The 23,162-nt window shown below is 42.8% G+C and carries 22 protein-coding genes; 20 read left to right on the top strand and 2 right to left on the bottom strand.

Going from position 1 to position 23,162, the window contains the following annotated elements:
* Window positions 1-58 precede the first annotated feature (58 nt).
* The 8 genes from C5471_RS02470 to C5471_RS02435 all read left to right on the top strand — a co-directional run bounded on the left by C5471_RS02470 (window position 59) and on the right by C5471_RS02435 (window position 8,178).
* On the top strand, window positions 59-196 hold the full coding sequence (locus tag C5471_RS02470; RefSeq protein ID WP_166295599.1) for a hypothetical protein: 138 nt from the start codon (window positions 59-61) through the stop codon (window positions 194-196).
* Window positions 197-251: 55 nt separating this feature from the next.
* Window positions 252-521 (top strand): hypothetical protein, encoded by a 270-nt coding sequence (locus C5471_RS02465; protein WP_133813006.1) that lies wholly within the window; start codon window positions 252-254, stop codon window positions 519-521.
* A gap of 220 nt (window positions 522-741) precedes the next feature.
* Window positions 742-2,121 (top strand): ATP-binding cassette domain-containing protein, encoded by a 1,380-nt coding sequence (locus C5471_RS02460; RefSeq protein ID WP_133813007.1) that lies wholly within the window; start codon window positions 742-744, stop codon window positions 2,119-2,121.
* A 321-nt stretch (window positions 2,122-2,442) separates the two neighbouring features.
* On the top strand, window positions 2,443-3,459 hold the full coding sequence (locus C5471_RS02455; RefSeq protein ID WP_133813008.1) for an NAD(P)H-quinone oxidoreductase: 1,017 nt from the start codon (window positions 2,443-2,445) through the stop codon (window positions 3,457-3,459).
* Window positions 3,460-3,916: 457 nt separating this feature from the next.
* Complete coding sequence (locus tag C5471_RS02450) at window positions 3,917-5,827, top strand: pyridoxal phosphate-dependent decarboxylase family protein (RefSeq protein ID WP_133813009.1); 1,911 nt, start codon at window positions 3,917-3,919, stop codon at window positions 5,825-5,827.
* Between the two features lie 44 nt (window positions 5,828-5,871).
* Complete coding sequence (gene tyrP, locus C5471_RS02445) at window positions 5,872-7,080, top strand: tyrosine transporter TyrP (RefSeq protein ID WP_133813010.1); 1,209 nt, start codon at window positions 5,872-5,874, stop codon at window positions 7,078-7,080.
* A 102-nt stretch (window positions 7,081-7,182) separates the two neighbouring features.
* Window positions 7,183-7,617, top strand: a complete 435-nt coding sequence (locus C5471_RS02440; protein WP_036837260.1) for a DUF29 domain-containing protein — start codon at window positions 7,183-7,185, stop codon at window positions 7,615-7,617.
* A 120-nt stretch (window positions 7,618-7,737) separates the two neighbouring features.
* Window positions 7,738-8,178: an OsmC family protein gene (locus tag C5471_RS02435; protein WP_133813011.1), complete on the top strand. Its 441-nt coding sequence runs from the start codon at window positions 7,738-7,740 to the stop codon at window positions 8,176-8,178.
* A 124-nt stretch (window positions 8,179-8,302) separates the two neighbouring features.
* Here the strand turns inward: C5471_RS02435 and C5471_RS02430 are convergent, their stop codons facing one another.
* A complete protein-coding gene (locus tag C5471_RS02430) occupies window positions 8,303-8,617 on the bottom strand; it encodes a hypothetical protein (protein WP_133813012.1) in 315 nt (104 codons plus the stop codon).
* 118 nt (window positions 8,618-8,735) lie between these two features.
* Here C5471_RS02430 and C5471_RS23880 point away from each other — a divergent pair, with 118 nt between their 5' ends.
* Entirely contained in the window at window positions 8,736-8,990 is a 255-nt protein-coding gene (locus C5471_RS23880; protein ID WP_207627126.1) for a hypothetical protein, read from the top strand.
* A gap of 116 nt (window positions 8,991-9,106) precedes the next feature.
* Here C5471_RS23880 and C5471_RS02420 read toward each other — a convergent pair whose 3' ends face one another.
* A complete protein-coding gene (locus tag C5471_RS02420; protein ID WP_133813013.1) occupies window positions 9,107-10,960 on the bottom strand; it encodes a polyurethane esterase in 1,854 nt (617 codons plus the stop codon).
* 434 nt (window positions 10,961-11,394) lie between these two features.
* Between C5471_RS02420 and bla the strand changes: the two genes are divergently transcribed.
* From bla to C5471_RS02365, 11 genes are all read left to right on the top strand, one after another.
* Window positions 11,395-12,282: a class A beta-lactamase gene (gene bla / locus C5471_RS02415; protein WP_133813014.1), complete on the top strand. Its 888-nt coding sequence runs from the start codon at window positions 11,395-11,397 to the stop codon at window positions 12,280-12,282.
* A gap of 231 nt (window positions 12,283-12,513) precedes the next feature.
* Entirely contained in the window at window positions 12,514-12,807 is a 294-nt protein-coding gene (locus C5471_RS02410) for a type II toxin-antitoxin system TacA family antitoxin (protein ID WP_133813015.1), read from the top strand.
* Window positions 12,791-13,306, top strand: a complete 516-nt coding sequence (locus C5471_RS02405) for an N-acetyltransferase (protein WP_133813016.1) — start codon at window positions 12,791-12,793, stop codon at window positions 13,304-13,306. The genes C5471_RS02410 and C5471_RS02405 overlap by 17 nt, the downstream gene beginning before the upstream one ends.
* A gap of 196 nt (window positions 13,307-13,502) precedes the next feature.
* Entirely contained in the window at window positions 13,503-15,224 is a 1,722-nt protein-coding gene (locus tag C5471_RS02400; RefSeq protein WP_133813017.1) for a phospholipase D-like domain-containing protein, read from the top strand.
* Between the two features lie 580 nt (window positions 15,225-15,804).
* On the top strand, window positions 15,805-15,945 hold the full coding sequence (locus tag C5471_RS02395) for a hypothetical protein (protein ID WP_166295596.1): 141 nt from the start codon (window positions 15,805-15,807) through the stop codon (window positions 15,943-15,945).
* Window positions 15,946-16,111: 166 nt separating this feature from the next.
* Window positions 16,112-17,242, top strand: a complete 1,131-nt coding sequence (locus tag C5471_RS02390; protein ID WP_166295593.1) for a cupin domain-containing protein — start codon at window positions 16,112-16,114, stop codon at window positions 17,240-17,242.
* Window positions 17,243-17,302: 60 nt separating this feature from the next.
* Window positions 17,303-18,460 carry a cupin domain-containing protein gene (locus C5471_RS02385; protein ID WP_133813019.1) on the top strand — a complete coding sequence of 386 codons (1,158 nt, stop codon included), beginning with the start codon at window positions 17,303-17,305 and terminating at the stop codon, window positions 18,458-18,460.
* 8 nt (window positions 18,461-18,468) lie between these two features.
* Window positions 18,469-20,325: an ABC transporter ATP-binding protein gene (locus tag C5471_RS02380; protein ID WP_133813020.1), complete on the top strand. Its 1,857-nt coding sequence runs from the start codon at window positions 18,469-18,471 to the stop codon at window positions 20,323-20,325.
* Between the two features lie 5 nt (window positions 20,326-20,330).
* A complete protein-coding gene (locus C5471_RS02375) occupies window positions 20,331-21,047 on the top strand; it encodes a cupin-like domain-containing protein (RefSeq protein ID WP_166295590.1) in 717 nt (238 codons plus the stop codon).
* Window positions 21,044-22,297 (top strand): arginase family protein, encoded by a 1,254-nt coding sequence (locus C5471_RS02370; RefSeq protein ID WP_133813022.1) that lies wholly within the window; start codon window positions 21,044-21,046, stop codon window positions 22,295-22,297. Before C5471_RS02375 ends, C5471_RS02370 begins: the two co-directional genes overlap by 4 nt.
* A 169-nt stretch (window positions 22,298-22,466) precedes the next feature.
* Complete coding sequence (locus C5471_RS02365; protein WP_133813023.1) at window positions 22,467-22,841, top strand: VOC family protein; 375 nt, start codon at window positions 22,467-22,469, stop codon at window positions 22,839-22,841.
* Window positions 22,842-23,162: the final 321 nt, after the last annotated feature.

Raw genomic sequence — 23,162 nt, 5'->3', positions numbered from 1 at the left:
AGTACGTTATTTAACTTCTACTTTTACTTTATAACTGCGGTTAAAAAGGAGAAAAAATATGCCTACTCTTGAACAGATCTTAGAAGACCTGAACGAACTAGATTTCATGCAAGCTCAAGACAATGTTGAAGTTATGCGAAACGAAGAAGGCTGTTTCGTTCATGTTCGAATGATTGCCTACGATGATCTGGTTTAACTACAAAAAGGGGGATTTGTTTCGATTATCTCCCTTTTTTTCAAAGGAGGTATATATGATCCACCTCATTGGTATTTACGAAATTTACAGAAATCTGGCTGTGCTTGGCGCATTAAAATCAAAAACGACTCCCAAAACATCCGAAGAGCTAGAACTTGGGTTTCATGATTTTTTAAAGGGCTATCAACCCAATGTTCCGCGATTAGAAAACATAGGAACTCAGATAATCAAGGACCCTGAAATGGAAGACAAGCTGGCAGATCTTTATCGAACAGACGCTCTGTTGAATGATAGAGATCAATCGTCTTTGATTGGTGATAGATAGTGAGATTCAAAGAATTCAGGGGGAGGTTCTACTTCGAACGCTGTGGGTGTGATTTGGGTCAACAGTCGTAAGCACTGGCATGTGCAAGATCTCACGGAATTATTGGTCCATGAACTGACTCACAACTTAGTTTTTATAGACGAGCTCCGATATTTGCACTTTCACGACTACAAGCGTCTTCAAAGTGGTTTGTATCTACTGAAAGAAAGCTGAGGTTGAGATGGAAATAAAAAAATCAGCTCTTGGATTCTTAATTAATAAAGCATTTACCTTTGCTTTGACTTTTCTTATTGTTCAACAGTTGATTGTGGCTTCCTCTACCTATTGGATAGCGGGATTGGCAAAACAGGTGGGTGCCAATGAGAATCTTACTCTGTACCTCGTCCTTTTTATACTCTCTCTTACGCTCGTCTACATTCCTTCTAGTTTAGCAGCCGTTTTTCTTGAGAAGTCTAAGTTTCTTGCACTTGAAAAATATGTCGAAAGGTTTCGTCTCAATTTCTGGAACCGAGCTTCCATTCGAACGAGTAAAGAATTTAAAGACTATCATTTGCCCTATGTATCTTCAGAGGGATTTCTGGTCTTTGATGAAAGCTCCAAATTTATCTTTGATTGGACCTCTGTTGTTCTAAATGTTGCATTGAATGTACTTGCTCTTTCTCTTGTTCTCGATTCGTCGATTGCATGGTCCTACCTTGTTGGTCTTGTCCTTGTTTTAATCGTCATTTTTTCCTTTAGAAAAAAAATCCATGCAGAGGGGGCAGAGGCTCAATCCGCAAGAACGGCCCTGCAACGTGTTTTATCTTTGGCGTGGGACAATTTCCTATTGGGCAATAAGTACAATCAGTCTCTTTATCAAAGAGAGTTGAGAGTCCGACAGAGTTCGGCTTTAGGAACAGCTGTTCGTAGTCAATACTGGAATAATTTTGCTTCAGCGGTGGGAATGTTACTAATGATGGCACCGGTGCTTGTTTGGACAAGTATTCTCTTCTTTAAAAATATGGACAACCCTTCTGTTCTCGCAGTTCTGGTTGCAACCTTACCTCGTCAAGTTCTTATTCTTCAGCACGCGTATGTCGTGATTTTCTATTCTACGAGTTGGTCGGCGTTGAGTGCGAGGCTCAAGGGATTAGGGCAGTCTGTAGAGACCTCGAAGACGTTGCAAAATCCGGAGGAGCGAATCCAATGGAATCGTTTGCAATCCGAAACTCATGGCACATTGCCAAACTTGGCGAGTTTAAGAGAACTCATCGCTAAGCCAACTCCATCGTCTGGACGAATCACGATTAGAGGGCCCAATGGAACGGGCAAGTCTACCTTTCTTTGCTTGCTTAAGGAGCGGTTGGGTGAATCGGCTTATTATCTTCCGGCACATCATGAACTTGTTTTTGAAAGAACTAGCGAAAAGAATCTGTCGACTGGGCAGGCACTGCGGGAATTTCTTGAAGAAATTTCTGCTAAAGCAGCAGATGATATAAAGATCCTGATGCTAGACGAATGGGATGCTAATTTAGATCTTCAATCTCGTCAGATATTCAGCGAGCTTATCGATAAGCTAAGTGAGTCTTTGCTGGTTGTGGAGATTCGTCACAACGTGTAAGCGATTCCTTGGGGCTTCTTGACTGTAGAAAAGCCTTTTTGTACGAACCTTTAAAACGACCAAAATTCCCCATTTTATCCCTCAATAAACGCCCTGGATGATTTCAGACAAAAGTGATGCTCATTCAGATTTGTAAATAATATGGAAGAAACGACTCGTGAAAAAAACAAACAGATAACCGACAATGATGCTGGTAATGACTTATTCTGAGTTGTTCACATATTTGTCATGTAACAGTTTTCTGTTATGGTCATGGTTTAATGGGTTTTTTGTCCTACGGCACTTCAAATCCCACTTATCATATTATAATAAGAGGTATGTATGCACAGCCAAATCAATTCATTACCCCAATATATGTTAGCGATCAGCATTGTTAAGCCTGGCGGCCCGGAGAAATTGCATCTGGTTCAAACGCCATTACCACGATTAGAAAAAGGCTACTTGCTCGTTAAAGTGGCGGCGGCGGGTGTTAACCGGCCTGATATATTTCAGCGAATGGGTTCTTATCCACCGCCACCTGATGCCTCTCCATTACCTGGCTTAGAGATTGCAGGAGAAGTTGTTGCCAAAGGTGGAGGTTGTGAACGCTGGAATATTGGCGATAAAGTTTGCGCTCTTGTTGCCGGCGGTGGTTATGCTGAATATTGTCTGGTACATGATTCCATTGCTTTACCCATATATGGCTTGGATTTTGTGCAGGCGGCGGCATTGCCGGAAAACTTTTTTACGGTCTGGGCTAATGTTTTCCAGACTGGCAAGTTGAAACAGGGAGAAAGTTTGCTGATTCATGGAGGAACTTCCGGGATAGGGAGTGTCACTATTATGTTAGCAAAAGCCTTCGGCACCAAAGTGATTACCACCGTCGGCTCGGATGAGAAGGCTAAAGTTGCACACAGCTTAGGCGCTGACTTTGTTATTAATTATCGAAAAGAAGATTTTGTTGATCGGGTATTGAAAATAACAGGTAATCACGGCGTTGATGTGGTTGTCGATTTAATCGGTGGTGATTATGTCAATAAGAACTATCAAGTTGCTGCTAAGTTCGGGCGAATTATTCAGATTGGTATGATGAAAGGAAATCCTGAAAACCTTAATCTGATGCCTTTAATGCAAAAGCGTCTGACTCATACAGGTTCTACATTACGTTCACGCAGTGTGGAAGAAAAAGCAGAGATAGCCAGGGAATTGGAAAAACATGTTTGGCCACTACTGAAATCAGGAAAAGTCAGCCCATTAATTTGTAAAGTATTTGATCTGAAAGATGCCGCTGATGCACATCGTATGATGGAAGCCGGTGATGTTATTGGCAAAGTGATGCTGGTAAATGTATCGTCTTAAACGTACTTCTTCTTCAATCAGGGCTATTTTCAACGAGTAGCCCTGTATTTTGTCTATTAACAGTTTCATGTTAGAAAAAATCCTTATAATTAATAAGCTTAATATCTAATAAGCTATTATTTCCCTCTGTTTTCTGATTGATTTTTATCCGTTATTTGTCCTCGCGCACAAAATCAGAATTTATATTTAACATTATTATTAATATTTTAACAAATGTGGACTATATCTATTAACAAACGATTGGTTGTAGATATGTTAATGACTAGTCAATTTCACCTGATAGGTTTTTTTTAATGTCTGGATTACTAAGGTATGAACAGCTTTTTGTAAGTCAGGTGACATAAAAGTTTCTGTCTGCTCATCAGAGAATGATAGTGATTTCATTAACAAATAAAGAAAATTGAAATCTCTCTGTTGCTGGCAGTCGTTTTTGTCAGTTTAAAAAGGGTATGTGATTATGAGTAAGCAGTTTACTTCGCACTTAAACATTGATGCGTTGTTTTTAGGCCCTAAATCAGAAAATGCAGTTTTTTTTAGAGAAATGATGGAATATGCCGTCAGTGAGCATATGCACTGGCGTTCTGATTTTCATCCGGAAGATCCCGCCTTGGTAACTTCAGTAGATCGTTATGAACCTGATTACAGAGAAACCCTGTATAGAACGGAGGGGATTCTGAACCAACTCTCAGCAAAATTGAAAAACACCTCTGTTCCCTGGTTTTCTCCCCGTTATATGGGGCATATCAATGCTGATACTTTAATGGTTTCTAATCTCGCCTATGTCATGGCGATGATGTACAACCCGAACAACTGTGCTCATGAGTCATCCCCGACAACAACCGGGCTGGAAATTGAAGCAGGGTTGGATTTGTGCCGGATGTTTGGCTATGACACCCGCCGGGCCTGGGGGCATATCACATCCGGTGGAACCGTTGCCAACTATGAGGGGTTATGGGTTGCGCGTAATTTAAAAACCATGCCGCTTGCCATTGCAAAACACCCGCAATCTTGTGATCTGGTCGAGAATAAATCAGAGCAACAACTGTTGAATATGTCGTCATCAGATATTCTGGATTTGACTGATGAATTAAAACGGCGTGGTATTTTCGAAGAAGTTCGTGAACTTTCTTGCCGTGGTATCGGGATAAAGCCAGGAATGCTTGGCAAAGTTCTGGTTCCGCAGTCGAAGCATTATTCATGGATGAAAGCGATGGATGTTCTGGGGATAGGTCAAGAGCACATTGTTTCACTGCCGGTAGATGAAAACTATCGTACTGATGTTGAAAAAATGCGGGAAATCACATTCAGCCTGATAGAGCAAGGCCAACCGATTTTGGCTATGGTGAGCGTCGTTGGAACCACTGAGGTCGGTGCTATTGATCGGGTTGATGAAGTTATTGCGCTACGCAAAGAGTGTGAAGAGCGTTACGGTGTCTCATTTTATCTGCATATTGATGCTGCTTATGCAGGGTATGCCAACGCAATGTTTCTTAACGAGCAGGGGGAGTTTATGGAATATGATGAGCTTATCTGCCGTTATCGTGAATTAGACATTATTCCTGAAGATATTATTTGGCCTAAGCCTGAACTTTATCAAAGTTTCAAGGCAATGTGTCAGGCTGATTCGATTACCGTAGACCCGCATAAAGTTGGATTTATTCAATATGCAGCCGGTGCGGTATGCATGAAAGATAAGCGTATTGTTGACTTGATTTCCTACCGTGCTGCTTATGTGTTTGAAGACGTTGAGGCGCAATCTGCTAATCAGCATGTGGTGCTCGGCGCTTCTATTATGGAGGGTTCAAAAGCCGGAGCTAGCGCAGCCGCAATGTGGGCTGCACATCGATTGGTTCCACTGAATATCAGCGGTTATGGAAAAGTGATTGCTTCAGGCATTGTGGCAGCCAATTGGATGATTAAAAAACTTTTAATGGCAGAACCCCTAGTTGTTGGTAAACGTCGTTTTGACATTCATACCATGCCTCATCCTGATTTCCATATGGTCAATTTTACTTTTAAAGAGCAAGGCAATGACGATCTGGGGCATCACAACCGCCTTAATAAACGCATGTATGAGCTTTGCTCATATGCCTCTGGCCGTACTTACACTAACGATTTTCTGACATCATCCACTTCCCTTGTTCATGGAGAATATGGTGATACACCTTGGCATTATGTCGAACGCTGTGGTTTCAGCCGGGAAGAGTGGGAAAAAGTTCACAGTCTGTATCTGTTACGTGCCGCAGTCATGACCCATTGTTTGCGTAATACTGATGATTTTGACGAGTATTGGGAACGGCTCCAGAAGATTTTTATTAAAAAACTGACTCAAATCGTTGATGAAGAAGAAAAAAAGAAAGATGCCTGATTTTCTATTATGAAATATTTACTGTTTATTTAAAGGGAAAAAATATGAAAAACCGTACTCTTGGAAGTACCTTTATCATAGCCGGGACTACGATTGGTGCTGGGATGCTGGCCATGCCATTGGCAACTGCCGGTGTAGGATTTGGTATAAGTTTTATCATGCTGGTTGGATTGTGGGTTTTAATGAGTTATACCGCATTATTGATGGTTGAAGTTTATCAATATGAGTCTCCTGATACGGGGTTGGGAACACTGGCCCAACGTTATCTTGGCAGTAGCGGTAAAATATTGGCAGGTTTCAGCATGATGTTTCTGTTGTATGCACTGACATCAGCATATATCAGCGGCGGAGGGGAATTGCTGACAACTAACCTCAATAAATGGTTTGGTTTATCCTGGCCTGCTTCAATCGGTGTTGCGCTGTTTACTTTGATTGGCGGTGGAGTGGTTTGCATTGGCACCAGCTCCGTGGATATGGTCAATCGGGTACTTTTCAGTGCAAAACTTATTTTCCTAATATTGATGTTGGGGATGATGATGCCACATGTTCAGAGTGCTAACTTACTGACTATGCCATTAGAACAAGGGTTAGTATTATCCTCAATTCCTGTAATTTTCACCTCGTTTGGTTTTCACGGCAGTATTCCCAGCATTGTGAAATATATGGGGGGAGATATACGTAAATTACGTTGGGTGTTTATTATCGGTAGCGCCATTCCGCTACTCGCTTATATTTTCTGGCAATTAGCGACGCTGGGCAGTATCAATTCCATCACATTTGTTGGTATTTTAGCTGAAAACTCAGGGTTGAATGGCTTATTACACAGTATTCGTGAAGTTGTTGCTTCACCGAGAACGGAACTTTCAGTACAAATGTTTGCTAATTTGGCACTTGCTACCTCGTTTCTTGGTGTTGCACTTGGTCTGTTTGACTTTCTGGGTGATCTGTTTAAACGCAAAAATAATATAACAGGACGTGTGCAGACCGGGTTATTGACTTTCGCTCCACCATTGGTTTTCGCACTGTTTTATCCAAAAGGTTTTGTGATGGCTTTGGGATATGCCGCTGTTGCTTTATCCATTTTAGCACTGGTATTACCCAGCCTGCTGGCATTTAGATCCCGCCAGCACAATGAACGCCGGTATCGGGTATTAGGCGGTAAACCAGTATTGGCATTGGTATTTGCCTGTGGTGTTGCAGTGATAGCCATTCAGATCGCGCTGGTGAGTGGGATGCTGCCGAAAGTGGGATGAACATTCTGTTTTGAAGATAAGTTCTTTTTTGACCAGGAATGTATTCTCTGACAAACTGCCATATGAATTATCTGTATGGCAAGCCTATTAGTGGGGGCAGTTATGAATCATACACGTTACGAAACTGATGTAGTCGCCTGGGCAAATGAGCAGGCGGCATTATTGCGTGCCGGTAAATTTTCTGAGATTGACATAGTCAACATTGCTGAGGAGATCGAAGACGTGGGTAAGAGTGAGCAGCGTGAGTTGGCTAGCCGCATGGGAGTATTAATTGCTCATTTACTGAAATGGAAATATCAACCAAGTTATAGAGGAACAAGTTGGGAAAGAACAATTAAAGCTCAAAGAAAAGAAATTCTTTATGGCTTAAAAGAATCACCCAGTTTAAAGACGAAATTAAGCGATTCAGATTGGATTGATGTTGTTTGGTCGAAAGCCGTTGCCTCAGCAATGAATGAAACGGGGTTGGATGTGTTTCCTGATGTATGTATTTGGAGTATTTCCCAAATCCTGTCTTCTGAGTTTTACCCTGATTAAGATTTGTGATGCTGAAAGCAAGATAAGCATTTTAAAAACAAAAAAGAAAAATTAAAAGTTATGATAACAATCAGTGTTTGATCTTACGAAAAACGAATGTTGATTATAAGGAGTTGGATCATGGCGAAAGAACTATTTACTGCCACAGCAAAATCTGTAGCTGGATTGAAAGTTGAATGTACATCAAGAGATTTCTCCTTTTATTTAGATGAACCGCGTAATTTAGGCGGTACTGACCAGGGGATGAATCCTGTTGAGGCTCTGCTCTGTTCCCTGGGAGCGTGTAAATGTATCGTAGCAAAAGCCTTTGCTAAACTGCATAAAATTAATTTAATTGATATTCACATTGATCTGGAAGGTGAACTTGATACTGATGGTTTCACTGGTAAAAATAAACAAGCGAAATTAGGTTTTTCTAAAATAGTCACAAAATTTTATATTAAAGCCGATAATAGCAAAGAAGAAATTCATGCCTTTGTCGATTTTATTAATAAAACTTGCCCGGTTCATGACACTATTGAGAATACGCCAAGTTTCGCCACTGAAATATATTGTGAATAATAGGCGTCGTGTTGAAATAATTCCACAAAGGAAAGATTTTTTAAGTTAATTTAAAACCCCTCCACTATGAAGTGGAGGGGTTTTAAACTCTTTATCTTGTTGATAATAATGTGGTAATTCATTACTATTGTTTAATAACGTAAACCGTAGTTATATTACAACTTACATTCTCTATGCCAACTTTAATATTTAAACCCTTTGCATAAGCTTGGCTTAATAGTTTATTAATGTTTTCAGAGCTTGATCCTGACCAAATATAACCTGGTTTTCCACAGTTACCGACTAAATTCCCGCTGAATGTATAAAGATAATGTGCAGGATTGTCCCAATCAGCCTTAATTTCTGCAACTTTAACAACGCCACTATTTGTTTCCGCTGAGAATGCGGGGGCGCTAATCATACCAATGAAAATAAATAGCATAGATATCAATTTTTTCACATTCAACTCCTGGTTAATAATAAAGAACTTGGTGTTTTGAAGTGTAGATTATGCGAATAATATTTGCACTAACTTACTGCCAATATAAAAGATATTTGTTTTAATAAATAATATAAGAATGTTTTTTTCGTTAACCTTATTGAAATTAACTTTTAAAAGCCCTCTTTTTTATAAATGTCTCGCTTCCCACTATCTTGCTGCCTGGACCATTGCTTGCCTTGAGGGAATAGAAGCAGCAGAGAGTGTATTGCATTACGTTGCACCAGAGGGAGAAAAAGAAGAATATATCGCGATTATTCCAGCCCAAGTCATTTTTCTAAACGTTTCCGACAACATTATCAAAAGCATGGCAGGCGAAATATGCCGTGGTTAACTCATCATTTACAGAACATATTACAGCAGAAATTAAGTAAAAACGCCTGTTTTGCCAATAATGTGGCCATTCTTCATGACCACATTATGGATAAGGATATCCGCATGATCTTTGTGTTATGCCAATATTATATTGTCTGCGAACAGGCTATCCATACTGACGCCAACCAAAGTGACTGAGTTCTGTCCAAATGTAAACACTAAATTATTGTCCACCATCGTAGCGTGATCCAGATAACTACTTTTTTCGTCACTGCTGCCTTCTGTGCCCAAAAATACCAGTTTGTCGGTTTTATTGTAGCCGTAAACAATATCTTGCCCAAAATCTCCGCTGAACAGGAAGGTATTGTTATTACCCTGACTTTTCAACACATCGTTACCTTCACCGCCGACAAAGACATTGTTGTTACCGAAGCCGATCAGAGTATCGTCACCATCCAGACCGAACAGCCAGGAGCCGGAGGTTTTGGAAGTAAGGGTATCATTCCCATCGTTACCGGTTACCGAATTGGCGTACTGCTTTACCCCTTGGTTGGAATACAAACCGTCGGCTCTGACCTGTGAATTCACTTCTTTGGTTAGAAACAGCCAAGTACTTTCCTTGCTTCTTATCGTGGAGATATCTGTGGCGATAGTGATATCACCGTATGCATCGCGCAGATACAATGTCCCCGCCTTGTCATAGGCTATTTCCGCGTTTTTTAACGACTTCTGTAAATCAAAGGTATTGTGACCTTTACCGCCGGCAATCATGTTAAACCCGCCGTCATCGCGGAATATATCATTACCGTCGAGACCGTCCAGATAATCGTTGCCTTTGCCGCCTTTAATCAGATCGTTGCTGTTAGTTCCGATAATAAAAGTACTGCCGGTGTGTTTTTCAGCATTCCGGTTTAAATCTTGCACCCAGGTATTGCCACGCGTGACGTTGGAAAGATTGCTAACGACAATAGTGGAGTCTTTATGGGTAAAGTCATAAAACGTTGAATCCATAACCCGTTGCATGCCGCTTTGATAGAAAGGCGTTACATGCGAAACCCAGGTTGACAGGTTGGCAATAGAGAAGGGCAATAGATTCCACGCGGTTGATGCGTAGTGATCGTTAAAGTTGACAATATTATTGGTAGCTGAATCCTTTGGCGCATCGTGCACACCCACTGACGCCGCCGTAGTACTGGTACCCGTCAGAACCCGGAATACTGGGTCATTCTCATATCCCACGTTCAACACCTTGTTGCCTTTCTCATACTGAGATGGCGAGGCAAAGGTTATATAGTTCGACTGAGAGTAAAACCCACCCCATTTCGTCTCGCTGGACCCCGCCATGCTATTCGCCGCTAACCCACCCAAACTGTGGCCGCTGACCAGAACATCGCTCCCAGTCAGACCATGAGCTTTGGCGTAGTTGGCTACGTGATCTAACAGTCGGCCAAAAGCGTTTGGTGTATAGTTATTCGAATATTCTGTTTTCCCTAAACCTACCAACACATTATTAATAATGTCGCCGAATGTATCGGTGATTATTGATTCTCGGGGGCCACTGGTGCCACGAAATGCAATACCAATTGATGTTAGGTTACCATCGGCATCATATTTCCCCATCACCTCAGCCTGGGCAGTGGAATGACTTGATTTCTCGCCATAAAAGGTCCCTCGAGCATCCGTTTTACCCTTATAGTCCAATTCATCAGCGCTGATAGTAAACCATCCCGCTTCGTTTAGTTTATCCCGTGCTTGTTTTTCCGCATCTGGGTTCCAAGGCAATTTAGTCGAAACACCCTGCGAGGTTGTACTACCGATAAGTGCAGTCACCAGCGTTAATGGTATTCCCAAACCATAACCATAGTTGTAATACCCTTCGGCAAATCCGCTACCCAGATTATGGTAAGCATATCCGGAGATAGTTTTAGCGTCAGAAAATAACTCTTTAGAAGTCGTGTCATCAAAATCTTTGTACTGAAAAACACCCATGATGCATATCCTTGTAAGGTTAAAATAAGGTTAAAAGAGTGTTCTAAAAATATTAACGAACTAGGTAAGTATAGATCTTCATGAGGATTTTAAAGAGTAACCATCTGTTAATTTATAAATTAGTGACCCATAATGAAAATTTGATATTTTCATTAAATTTTTATTGCAAAATTATTTTTTATATGTTAGTTGGTCGCGCAAATGAGAATAAACGTTCTGACCTCTCTATCACCGTTGATGGTTAAGATGGACATATGTAATTTGAAATTGGTATTGAGGATAAATAGGGGAAAATTTTATAACAGATTAATATTGCGCGAATTTTTATACAATCTCACCGACGAGCTCGTCATGACTAAGTCGTTACTGTTAGTGCGATAAATTTTTCTTTCTCTATAATGTGCTTTTCCTCACGTAGTCTACGAGATCTAAACATGAAACATTCCCCATTGCGACGCTCGCTGTTATTAGCAGGTATTACTCTTCCTTTGATCAACTTCACTTTTCCAGCTTGGGCTGGTGCTATTTCCTCATCATTGCATCAACAGCTTGCCGAGTTGGAAAACAGCACAAAAGGCCGTCTGGGGGTGACATTGATTAATACTGCTAATGGTCAAGAGATCCAATATCGAGGGAATGAACGTTTCCCTTTCTGTAGTACTTTCAAGCTGATACTTGTAGCGACGGTTTTGCATAAAAGCATGTCCCAATCAAAATTGTTAGCAAAACATATCAATTACCATGAGTCAGACTTACTGTCTTATGCACCAATTGCCCACAAAAATCTGAATCAAGGTATGAGTATCACACAATTATGTGCCGCAACGTTGCAATACAGTGACAACACTGCGGCGAACTTGTTAATTAAAGAATTAGGGGGGGTAGAGGCCGTGAACCACTTTACTCAAAGTCTTGGTGATCCTGCGTTCCGGCTCGATCGCTGGGAACCTGATTTGAACAGCGCTATTCCCGATGATCCCAGAGATACCACCACTCCAGCGGCAATGGCGGCCAGTGTGAAGAAAATCGTGCTTGGAGAGACTCTAGCTGCACCACAACGTGAACAATTGACTGTCTGGCTCAAAGGGAATACCACAGGAAATGCCAGTATTCGTGCCGGAGCACCGGTCGGTTGGGTAGTTGGCGACAAAACGGGTAGCGGTGATTATGGCACCAATAATGATGTCGCCGTACTTTGGCCCCCGGAGGGGGGTTCACCTGTCATTCTGGCGGTTTATTTTACCCAACATCAGAAAGACGCTGAATCACGCCGTGATGTGTTGGCTTCAGCAACGCGGTTGGTGATGGCACATTTAGCCTAATTTTTCCTAGAATGCTAAAAGTGTAAGTGGCAGCAACGTTGCACCCCTAATATTATGTATTTTGATAGCCTGTTTCCAGATCAATCAAATTGTATACTTTATGATTGATTAAGAATTAAGCTCACCTCTGAAAATGTGTGTCATTATGGCACACAAATTGACAATTGTGCTTTTTGTGTGCCATAATGACACTAGTACGAATTTATCAACACTGCCAATAAAGGTAACATTATGGTCACTAATACAGAGCGTAAAGATACTCGCCTGGTTGCGCGAACATCTACAGAAATACAAGAGATTATTCAAAGGGCAGCCGATTACTGCGGTGCAACCCTTTCACAATTCCTTATTGAGTCAGCAATGGATAAGGCCCTTAACGTAATTGAACGAACCGAAACATTGCATTTATCAATGGCTGGTGCGGATGCCTTGTTAGCTGCGCTGGATAATCCTCCAAAAGCAAGCAAGAAGCTGCTTAAAGCGGCCCAGGGTTACAAGGATGTAGTAAATGTCCATAACCATTGAAGAGATAACCCATCAACACAATCGCAAAGTGTTTGATTGCGGCATCAATGAATTAAATCAGTTCTTACAGCAGCAAGCCCGGCAGAAAACAGTAAAGCACAGAGCAAAAACTTACGTGGCCTGCCGGAGTTCAGCACTCACAACTATCATCGGTTACCATACTCTAACGGGATATTCAGTTACAGTACCGCCTGCTTGCAGAGAATATAAAAATTATCCTCATCCACTTAATGCGGTAAAACTGGCTCGACTTGCTGTGGATTGTTCGCACCAAGGACAGCGATTAGGCGAAAAGTTACTGGTTGATGCTATCTATAGAACGGTGTTGGTCGCACAACAAATATCAGCCATTGGACTATTTGTTGATCCGATGACTCCGGAAGTCATTCCGTTTTACCAGCAGTATGAATTTTTATCCGCCGAACCCAGTGATCCTTCACGTCTAGAAATGTGGCTACCCATTAAAACCTGTATTGAGGTTGCCAGCACCTTGTTGTGAGTGAATGATTGGAATGTTCACCAGCACCGTTCTTTCTAAACTATTAGTTTGATCCCATTAGAAAGAGTGAAATGAATCCGGTTTTATCTTTTTTAGCCTCCCCCCTCAAAAATTAGCTATGATTATAAATAGTTTGCCTGATGCTGGCAGGCTGTTGATTGATATATAAGAAAATTGTTTCCCGGAGGATGTATATATGAATTTATTGGATGGTTTACAAAAAAAACTGGACGGTTACTTTAATAAAACAAGTGAAAACAACTATGTAAAAATATTTGACACTCCCAAAATATGGGGGCTTCCCTTTGGAAGGGATATAATGCCACAGGCTGTTAAAAGAGAAGCGGAATTTGAAGATGCTGTTGTAAGCATTCTGGAAAACATGCGTTACCGCTGTGATATTTCCTCCTTAAATGCCCCAGATGCAGAGTGGAGAAAAGTTATCCTGGCAGCTATTGATCGTGCATTTACAAAAAAAATAAACAGGAAGGACAGAACTCAGATAAGGTTCTTATTCGCTCAAACACCGACATCTTTGTTAAACGGTGTGAGTTCATACTTTGAAGGTACTCCTGAATATCTGGCATTGAAGAATGATATTATTAAATTAATTCAGGGAAGGGGAAATAATTGGGAGTGTATACCTGAAATATGGATTGGTAGATTTTACAGGATAACAGACGGACTTAAAGTATCATTAGAGAAGAAACTGCTGTCAGAAGATATGATTCCAGAAGCTGATACCAGAATGACATGGAATCATACAAAAATCATCGCAGTTGATGGAGTTGAATCATTTGTCGGGGGCCATAATTTAAATATGGATCTTTTTAAAAATTACCCTCCAGTGCATGATGTCTCTGTTAAAGTTATAGGGGCGGCATCATTAAGCTCACAATTATTTTTAAATAACATGTGGGAAGCTGATACAGACCTCTTAACTAAAGAATTCTTTGATATAAATAAAAATAGCTGGGTTAATGCAGATGGTATTGTGGGAAAGCCGGAAGATCCATTAAAAAAAGAGTACATTGCTGAATATATAGGCAAAAAACAAGAAGAAGGTCTAAAAAATCCACCTGAGGACCCGGAATATAAGAAAGCAAGCAGGATATTATCTGTAGGTAAATATTGGTCTGGGCCTGACATGCGAACGGATTATAAAAAAGGCTCTGAAATAATGAAAGAGTTTATAATAAAGAATGCAAAGAAAAAAATTCGCATGTCCCAACAGGATCTTGTCAGTGCATGGAAAAAACAGTGGCGAGACCATCATGTGTGCCGATGGTTGATCGAAGCATTACTTTCCAACCCTGAGCTGGAAGTTCAAATTGTTGTATCGCCACTTGATGCGGCAGCAGGTGCTTCTGGTGATCAATATTCTTTTGGTTCTGGTGCCAAAAGAACGTTTGAAATATTTAAATACTATTTGACACATGATGAGCATACCGATGAGAAACTGGAAGATCCGGATGGAATCAGGCAAGCTGCACTGAAAAGAATAGAAGTTGCCCCTTTTTTCTTTACAGACAAAGTGCCTGAAGATCTTTTGATTGAAGGTACGACATACAAATGGCCAACTGCGGAGGAAAGTTCTTATACTTCTACACTAAAAGAACCGTCTCTTTCTGAAAGACCTCCACAGGTAGGTGCTATAGGACGCCCATTCCGGTCTTTAATTAAAGGAAGTGGTCCGGTATATCCCAAAGTCCCCCCAGCTCCTGGGAATCATGCAAAAGTAACAATAATTGATGATGAACTATACGTGGTTGGTTCTGATAATCTCTATCCGGGATATCTTTCGGAGTTCAACTACCTTATTGAGGGAGAAGATGCGGTGAAAGCTTTCATAGAATCTTACTGGGAACCGTTGTGGAAATACTCAGGAACACATTCATTTAATTATAAAAATACCTGATGTAAGTAACAAATGTACTGTATATTCCCGCCAAATGTTGGTGGGAATATAACTTGAAATAAATACCACGAGCTAGAGGAAATGAAGCGGAAAGAGTAGCCACTATCATAGAAATAACTTAACATTTACAGCCTGAATATTGATTGAAATTATTAATCTATATTACCAAGCATCTCATAATACCGAGTATGAAATATTTACCAATATTGAAAACAGTGTCTCAGCTCAGGGATACTTTATTGTTAAGTTAAGATTATTACTCGTTATGAATTTTGCGCTTTTATCGCACAAATAATTCCCTATCCCGATTGTTAAGAAAAGCCAGTAACCGTGCAATTGTTGGGCCTTTCAGGTAAGGCAATCTCGCTATGAATCTGGCAAATGATTCGGTATTTCAAGGCCATTGAAATCATGAGAGCAAGAGTGAGGATAATCATCAATGAGCCAAATTTTCTTTATATGATTTCCATCGAAATATCAATAAAAAAATTAATTTAATTGTAATATTAAATATAATTTGTTATTTTATTGTTGCCAAAAAGCTAATTGGTAAGGGTGAATTTGTTCGGTGGAGGTTATCATGCGCGAAGATAGAAATGCGGTAATGGAAAGCAAGGGTGATCAGGTAGGGGCTAACGTCGAAGATCTCGGCTTAGAAGTCGTAGAAGACATCCCCCATATTTCAGTGGCTCGTCCTGTTCGTCAAATTTGTAATGCTTAATTAGGCTAATCTGATGACTGACGTGCTTCAATATAATCCCTTGATTTCAGCATCATCTATGCAACGGTTGGAGTCGCTTTATCAGCACATCTGTGCTCATGAATCCTCCAGCGCTGCATATGAATATAATCCAGTCTAGGTGCCGTACAAAATGGCTCTTCTTCTATTGAAGAGGGTTTTCGAACCGGTAATTTTCGATGATGCTCTATTTTTTGATTTGTTTGCCAGCATGTCTGCGGAGGCTGAACGAGCTATCGGTGGCTTGTTCCGGGTATATATCAACGGCATGTTAAGCCCTCAGTACGAGAATGAGGTTTTGTTTAATCAGCCCAATGTGGGAGAAACGTTCAAGGACTATGTATCCAGAGTCACCGGTGGGCACAAGTTTGGCATTATTGTAAATGGCGCTGAACAATGGTCTGATCCACTGGCTCGGATGGGAGCTCGCATTTTTGCACCGGTCGTCGAAGCCCAAGGTGCTTGGCGGAGTACAGTTGAAGTGACACTGTTCATCGGCAATTATGGCTACACCCCCTTTGGTATTCATATTGATGATCCTTATTCCTCGGTCGTCCATTTTCATACTGGTCCCACGTCCAAAGAGATGACTCTCTTCAGTCAAGAAGAGTTTCATCGATTAAATGGCGAACGGAAGAACTGTTTCCAGCCAGAGCGCTTAGTGCCACATGGTAAGACTTTTGTCATCGAAGCGGGTGATGTCTTTTTGCTTCCACCACATTGGTACCATATTGGCAATACGGATGGTTTCTCAATTGGTGTTGCATTTGCAATATCAAAGTATTCAGCTGCTAAGGTGACTGCGAATACCCTTCAACATGCCATTACCGAGGAACACTTGCGAGGTTCTATTGATGAGATCGTAGAACGGGCTGAAAAGGGCGCGTATTCTCAGGCGGGATGGTTGAGACGAATATACGCTGAGAATATGGCAAGAGCTTCAAGCCGCCGGCATCTGCGTTATTCTTTCGTTCGTTTCCAGGATGACATGATTACGCCAGATACATACTGGATCCGCGACCCTGATTTTCCGCTAACCACTATTGAGGTGGACGAGGATTTGCTGGTCTTTGTCCGTGGGAACCGCATTCGCCTCGCTCGAAATGAAGTCAGTGTCAGATTGCTGAAGGTAATTCCTGATACACCATTCAGTGTGCGTGATCTGTATATGGAGCTGGGAGGGCTTGTGTCCCTGGATGCACTGCTTGCCATCGTGGGGCAGTTGTGCAGGCTGGGAGGATTGCAGTTTGCTGCAGCTATGGACGCAGGACTGGGATGAAGGCGTTGATAGGTTCGCCTTCACTATCCACATTCTGTGCAATGAATGAGATGAAGTCTTATGGATATTGATCGAAACTGGGCACTCCGACTCTTAGAAGCCTCGGAAGGCCTGAAGTCACCCATGCATCTCAAGGCAATAATGCCTGGTTATGCGCAGGTTCTGGAGGTGGTGTGCCAGATGTTCACACATTTCTCTCCGTCTGAACAACCTCGTGTACGCTCTTGGGTTGGGGGAGGGCAGCGTTACACCATCACAGATGCTCTGATCTCCTTGGCATCAAGGGCTGATCTGACACTGAATCAGCGTTTGGCTATGGCCAATGAAAGTGCCGAGTTCTGTGTCACGTTCAATGGTCTGAGTGCCTGGAACCCCTTATTTACTGAGCAAATGCAAAGAAACATGCTGGAGCCCCTGTTCGAGGCCCTCGGATCTGCGCCCGACTGCGGTGTTGATTTCTATGCATTCTTCGGTAACTACGGCTACACACCATTTGGTGTCCATGATGATATAGATCAATCCTTGCTCTGGCACCTGGGGCCGGCCAGCAAGATTGCCTTCGTGTGGCCTCGGGAGAAGTACGTTGAACTAAGTGGGGGAACGCTGTCTACAACGAACTACGAGTCGCTTCTGCCACATGCATTACGGTACGAACTACAACCTGGCGATCTCTTGTTCATTCCCATGGGGGACTTCCACATTCTTGAGACGCAACAATTCTCGGCAACATTAGGGCTTACGTTGTTTCCGGACAATGTGCAGCTTGAGAGTTCGGAAGGTCTGCGCCTGTTTGCGCCAGATGACAAATCGTTTGCGGCATTGGCTACGCAGCCTATTTCTCTACAGGAATTGGTCCAGCTTAGGCGTTTAGCAGTGCGCAGCAACGGCTTCATCATAACGCCACCGGAATTGAGTACAGTGGCGGCGGCTCCGGCTGATGAAGCAAAGTTGCGTCGCAGCACTTTGTATGTCCCCACATGCTGGCCCTTGTTGCATATGAGACTCGGAAACCGGGAAGCGCTGCTTGTCAGGCGTAGAGTGATCTGGGGACGTCCCAATGAGCTCTTTGCAACTTTGTGCGAACTGTTGAATTCTGGCGAGCAAGTACCCTATGAGACACTGGAGCGCAGTGTTGCTGGAAAAGTCAATCCCGCTGCTGTTGCTGAACTCGTCAGGACGATAGTTCGCTTGGGTGGCCTGATAATTGAGCCCCTGTGAGGATCCTAATGCAATCCATTTTTCAATCTGCCTGGCGGCATAGCATTGCCCGCCTGGCCTCTTTGGATTTTGCCAAGCCACAGGCGATTCCACTTGAACAATCAGGTAACCAGACATATAAGTACATTTGTGCAGCGATCCTGGCTTGTGCCCCAATGAGCACCATCGTCATGATTGTGGCTACCGTGCTGAGCACTGTATGTAATGTTGGTCAATCCTATGTTCTGGGCTGGTTGACCGAGCTCGCCTTGCAAGGTCAGCAGGAGCAAGTGGTGATAATGCTAGCCATTATTATCTCACTTTGGGTGGCTGCACCACTGCTGCAAGCTCTTCACAGCCTGGCCTTGTTGTACTCTAGTCAAAACCTGCGTATTGGTGTAACAGATCATCTCACTACCCGACTGATGCACGCTAAGCCGATGAGTCTGGCAGAGAACTCCGTTGGCAATCTTATCGAGCGTGTTGAGCTGGCTTCCAACAGCCTGGAAAGCGTTGTAGGTTTGGTGGCGGAGACAGTGGTCAAGTTGCTCTCTGTGGCAATTCTCACAACGTTGGTGCTAGTCAGTGTATCTACACCTATGGCAATAGCTGCTGGGATATGGATGCTAACGGCCTTACTACTTTCCAGTTATTTGGCCTATACCGGCATGAATATTGTTGAGGATGCTAGCGACGCCCATGCTAAGGTGATAGCAGATCTGGCTGAAATTGTGGCCAATGTACCTTTGATCAGGAGCTTTGTTGCTTATCGCTCAGAGCGACATAACTTTAGTCATGCATTGCGACAAGATCTTTATGCTTGTCGACAGGTTCGCAGCTACTGGGTATTTGTTTTGTTGATTGAAAGCACCTATAAATGGTTATTTGGCATCGCCACCTTAGTCTATATTGGTCTGCAATATGAACAAGGTCAACTGACACTTCCCCAGTTAATCACGACCTGCTCCCTCATCATTGCCTTATCCTGGCACTTCGAGTCTGTTGCATTCCATTTCGTCGATATATTTGACTCTTTGGGAATACTGCGGTCCAGCTTGCGAGAACTATCCTCAATTCCGGTGGACATTGAACCAGAAGAGGAATCTTCATCGATATTGCCGGTTCCCGGACAAATTGTATTATCTAAGGTGTACAGCAGCTATGATGCAACATCTGTACTTCGTGATATTAACCTGCGAATTGAACCAGGCACCAAAGTTGGCATTGTGGGGCCGTCTGGGTCCGGAAAATCTACTCTGCTGGCAGTGCTGCGTGGTGATGTGGTGCCGGACTCTGGTGTAGTGGAATTGCATGGATTACCCCTGGACAAGCTTTCAGTAAACAGTTTGCATGGTGCGTCGAGCGAAGCTCTGCAATCTGCCTTAATGTTCAACCGGTCTGTGCAAGAAAATGTGACCTATGGTTCTTCTGTCTGCACAAGTGAAGAAGTCTCGCGTGCTCTGACAATGGCGCAAGCCATGACATTGGTGGAAGGATTGCCCCAGGGTTTGGATACTCTGGTCGGAGAACGTGGAGCGTCGATCTCCACCGGCGAGCGGCAGCGTTTGAGTGTCGCCCGCGCGTTACTCAAGAAATCTCCATTGCTTATTTTTGATGAATCAACGTCCTCAGTAGATACTATTTCTGAAGCCCGTATCCTCAATTATTTGCTTGACGAAATACCAGAACGCACAGTGATTGTTGTAACCCACCGTGTTGCGACATTGAGTCGCTTTGATCTGATTGTGGTCATGGAGCAGGGGCAGATTATCGATATGGGGACTCCCGGTGAGTTGGAGACACGCAATAACCTTTTTCAGCGTTTACTATATCGTGACCAAGACCAATTAGTGTCGGAACTGGCGAGAAACGAATCCAAAGGATGAGTGAAATGATGCTGACATCACCTATTTTGCTGAGGGGAGTCACTTTAGACTGGGCTGCTCACTGGCGCTGGACCTGGAAATTCTTTTCAGGGATGCAGGAACAGAAGTTGGCGCTGAGTAATGCAAGTGGGGAGTTTGAAGTTGAAGTTCCGGTGTGTGAATATATTCAAGCCTTGAAAAGCGGCGAAGGAAAATTGGCTGGCCTGTATGCTTCCGGGTGGAGGTTTTTTGAGCAAAATCCAGATATGCTGAAGGACTTTAGTGAACCTGTACCGGTTGTTGATGACCTGTTGCAAAGCATTCCGGAAAAGTTGTTCAAGCCTCTTCTATGGATATTCATAGGCGCTGATTGTTCTGGCACTGCTCTCCATTACGATGCGTTGGAAACACATGCCTGGCTGGCCGTGATTGAGGGGAAGAAACGATTAGCCTTACATCCGCCAACTTGCTGGGATCATAAATACGAACAGCAGAGAGCTCAGGCCTTACAAGTGCTCAAAAAGCGTTGTGACAAAGGTGCGTGGTACTACCTAGAGATCAACAAGGGAGATTTGTTATTCATTCCTACCACTTGGTGGCATGAGGTTGCGAACGAAGGACCAACTATCAGCTTGACCAGAAACTTTGCATCGCCGGAAATTGCTCATCAAGTAGCCCAATGTGCACGAGCCCTGGAGTTTCATCAGTTACTTCCCTGGCTGGAAGGAAGGAAAATCCCATGAAAGATCAAGTAAACCTTCGGTACCGCGTTCATTCTGGGCTACGCTACGATCCTGTTGAACCTGGACGCATAGAGATCAGTATTCCCTTTGGAACTAAGCGACTGCGTGCGTCCAGCAAAATAGGATCATTACTGGAACAAATAAAGGCAGAGGTTGTTCTGACTGGAGAAAATATAGTCCAGCGTTTGGGTTCCTCTGTATTTGAAGCTATGGTCAAGTATCACTTTCTGCTGCCGGAAAATGCCAGTGCCGCCTTGGAGGGTGGGCTTTGTATACCTGTTCCAGAGCCAGCGGGTCAATCAGTTAGTGTCTTTGATTTTGATAAACTCCAGGCCGATGATGCTGTGCTACTACATGCTCCTATCCTAACCACGACAGGGGGAGAGATATCGGTTGCAGGTGGTGGTCAACACGTACGCTCCCAACTGGTACAGTGCCTAAGGCACCCTTTGGGTACCGCAGGAAAAGGAGTCTTACTGGATCTTGATTTTGGCACTCAACTGGCTTTAGAACAGCTGCGCTTGTTCGATCTCGGTGATGTTGTATACCGTCCTGGTATGGATAGTGCTACGGATGTTGGTGAACGGCTTGCTTATGTATGCCGTAATATTGTGGAAAGGGATGCATGTCCAATTATCCTGGGTGGTGACCATGCTCAAGCTTTCCACAGCATAAGCGCTTTAGATGAACGCTATCCGCGCTTGGGAATATTGCAGTTTGACGCTCATCCTGATTTGTATGCTATGGGGGCACCTTGTGATTTGGAACTCAATCATGCCAATGTCATACACTGGGTTCGTCGCATGCCTCATGTTGCATCAATTTGGCAGGTCGGCATTCGTGATTTCTTTCATCAGCCTACTGAGAACCTCCGGTTAGAAATGGATCTTAATCTCCATGTACTCTCGGCTTTTGAGGCGGAAACAGTAGGCTATAATCGCCTGTTAAGGAACATGGACCGTTCTTTACCCTGGTTTATCAGTTTTGACGTAGATGTACTGTCTGGCACTGAAGTGCCGCAGACCGCAACTCCTGTACTGGGTGGCCTGAGTTTCTATCCTCTGCTGGCTTGCTTTGAGCGACTACTAAGTCAGTTTCGTGTCGTCGGCATGGAATTTGTGGAGATTGGTGATGCCTCGCAAGGTGCCCATGGTGCGGCCACAGTGGCTGCTCGGCTACTCAGTCGCTATCTCTTCCATTTGAGTAAGGCAGTAACAACTAGTCACGGTATCTACTCACCTTTGTATTGAATGTAAGGTATCTGCTACACAAAATACAGTCATTACATGTATATATATACATGTAATCAACATTACTTTAAAATGATAAGTGCAATACAGTAACAAACTGTTACATGTTGAGTTATATAACAGTTTGTTTTTACTTTCTTATATTGAATCAAGCTTACATGAGAATGACATGATGACAGTATCTCCCAAACCCAACCTCCAGCTTGTCTACGTATCTGATATCGAACGTTCGACAGCCTTCTACGAAACAATTTTCAATGCTAAACCGGTGTTTTCTAGTCCCCGCTATGTGGCATTTGCTGCCGATGGTGAAGCACTGTTTGCTATTTGGTCTGGTGGAACCAAGCCAGATGTCGCGGTTCCGCGGTTCTCTGAGATCGGTATTATGTTGCCATCTCACGAAGATGTAGATCGCCTCTTTGAGGAATGGCGGAAAAATCCCGACATCAAAATCGTGCAGGAACCTTACACTGAAGTCTTTGGCCGTACTTTCCTCGTTGAAGATCCTGACGGTCATATTATTCGGGTATGCCCCCTAGATTAGCAAAAATCGCCGTAAACCCTCGTCTTGTCCGGCAGGGCGAGGAGCTGCCATATGTACCTAAAATTGACATTTCACTTGATTGGATTAATGTTAATCACTATGACTCAATATTAATCGTAATCAATCACAGTGCAAGGCGCTCTCCGATCTAACTCGCTTATGGTAACAATGGATTATTTTTCAGAATTGAAAATAATATTTATTCATATCATTTTCATTCCCTATTTTCCACTCTGTTATTTCCATTTAATTAAACACTTTAAAATCTAACAAATTGATAATCAATATAACCATTTCAGGTTAATTATGATAAAAATCATA

Source organism: Photorhabdus tasmaniensis, from assembly GCF_011189505.1.
Taxonomy (GTDB): Bacteria; Pseudomonadota; Gammaproteobacteria; order Enterobacterales; family Enterobacteriaceae; genus Photorhabdus; species Photorhabdus tasmaniensis.
This window is presented reverse-complemented; position numbering and strand designations above follow the sequence as displayed.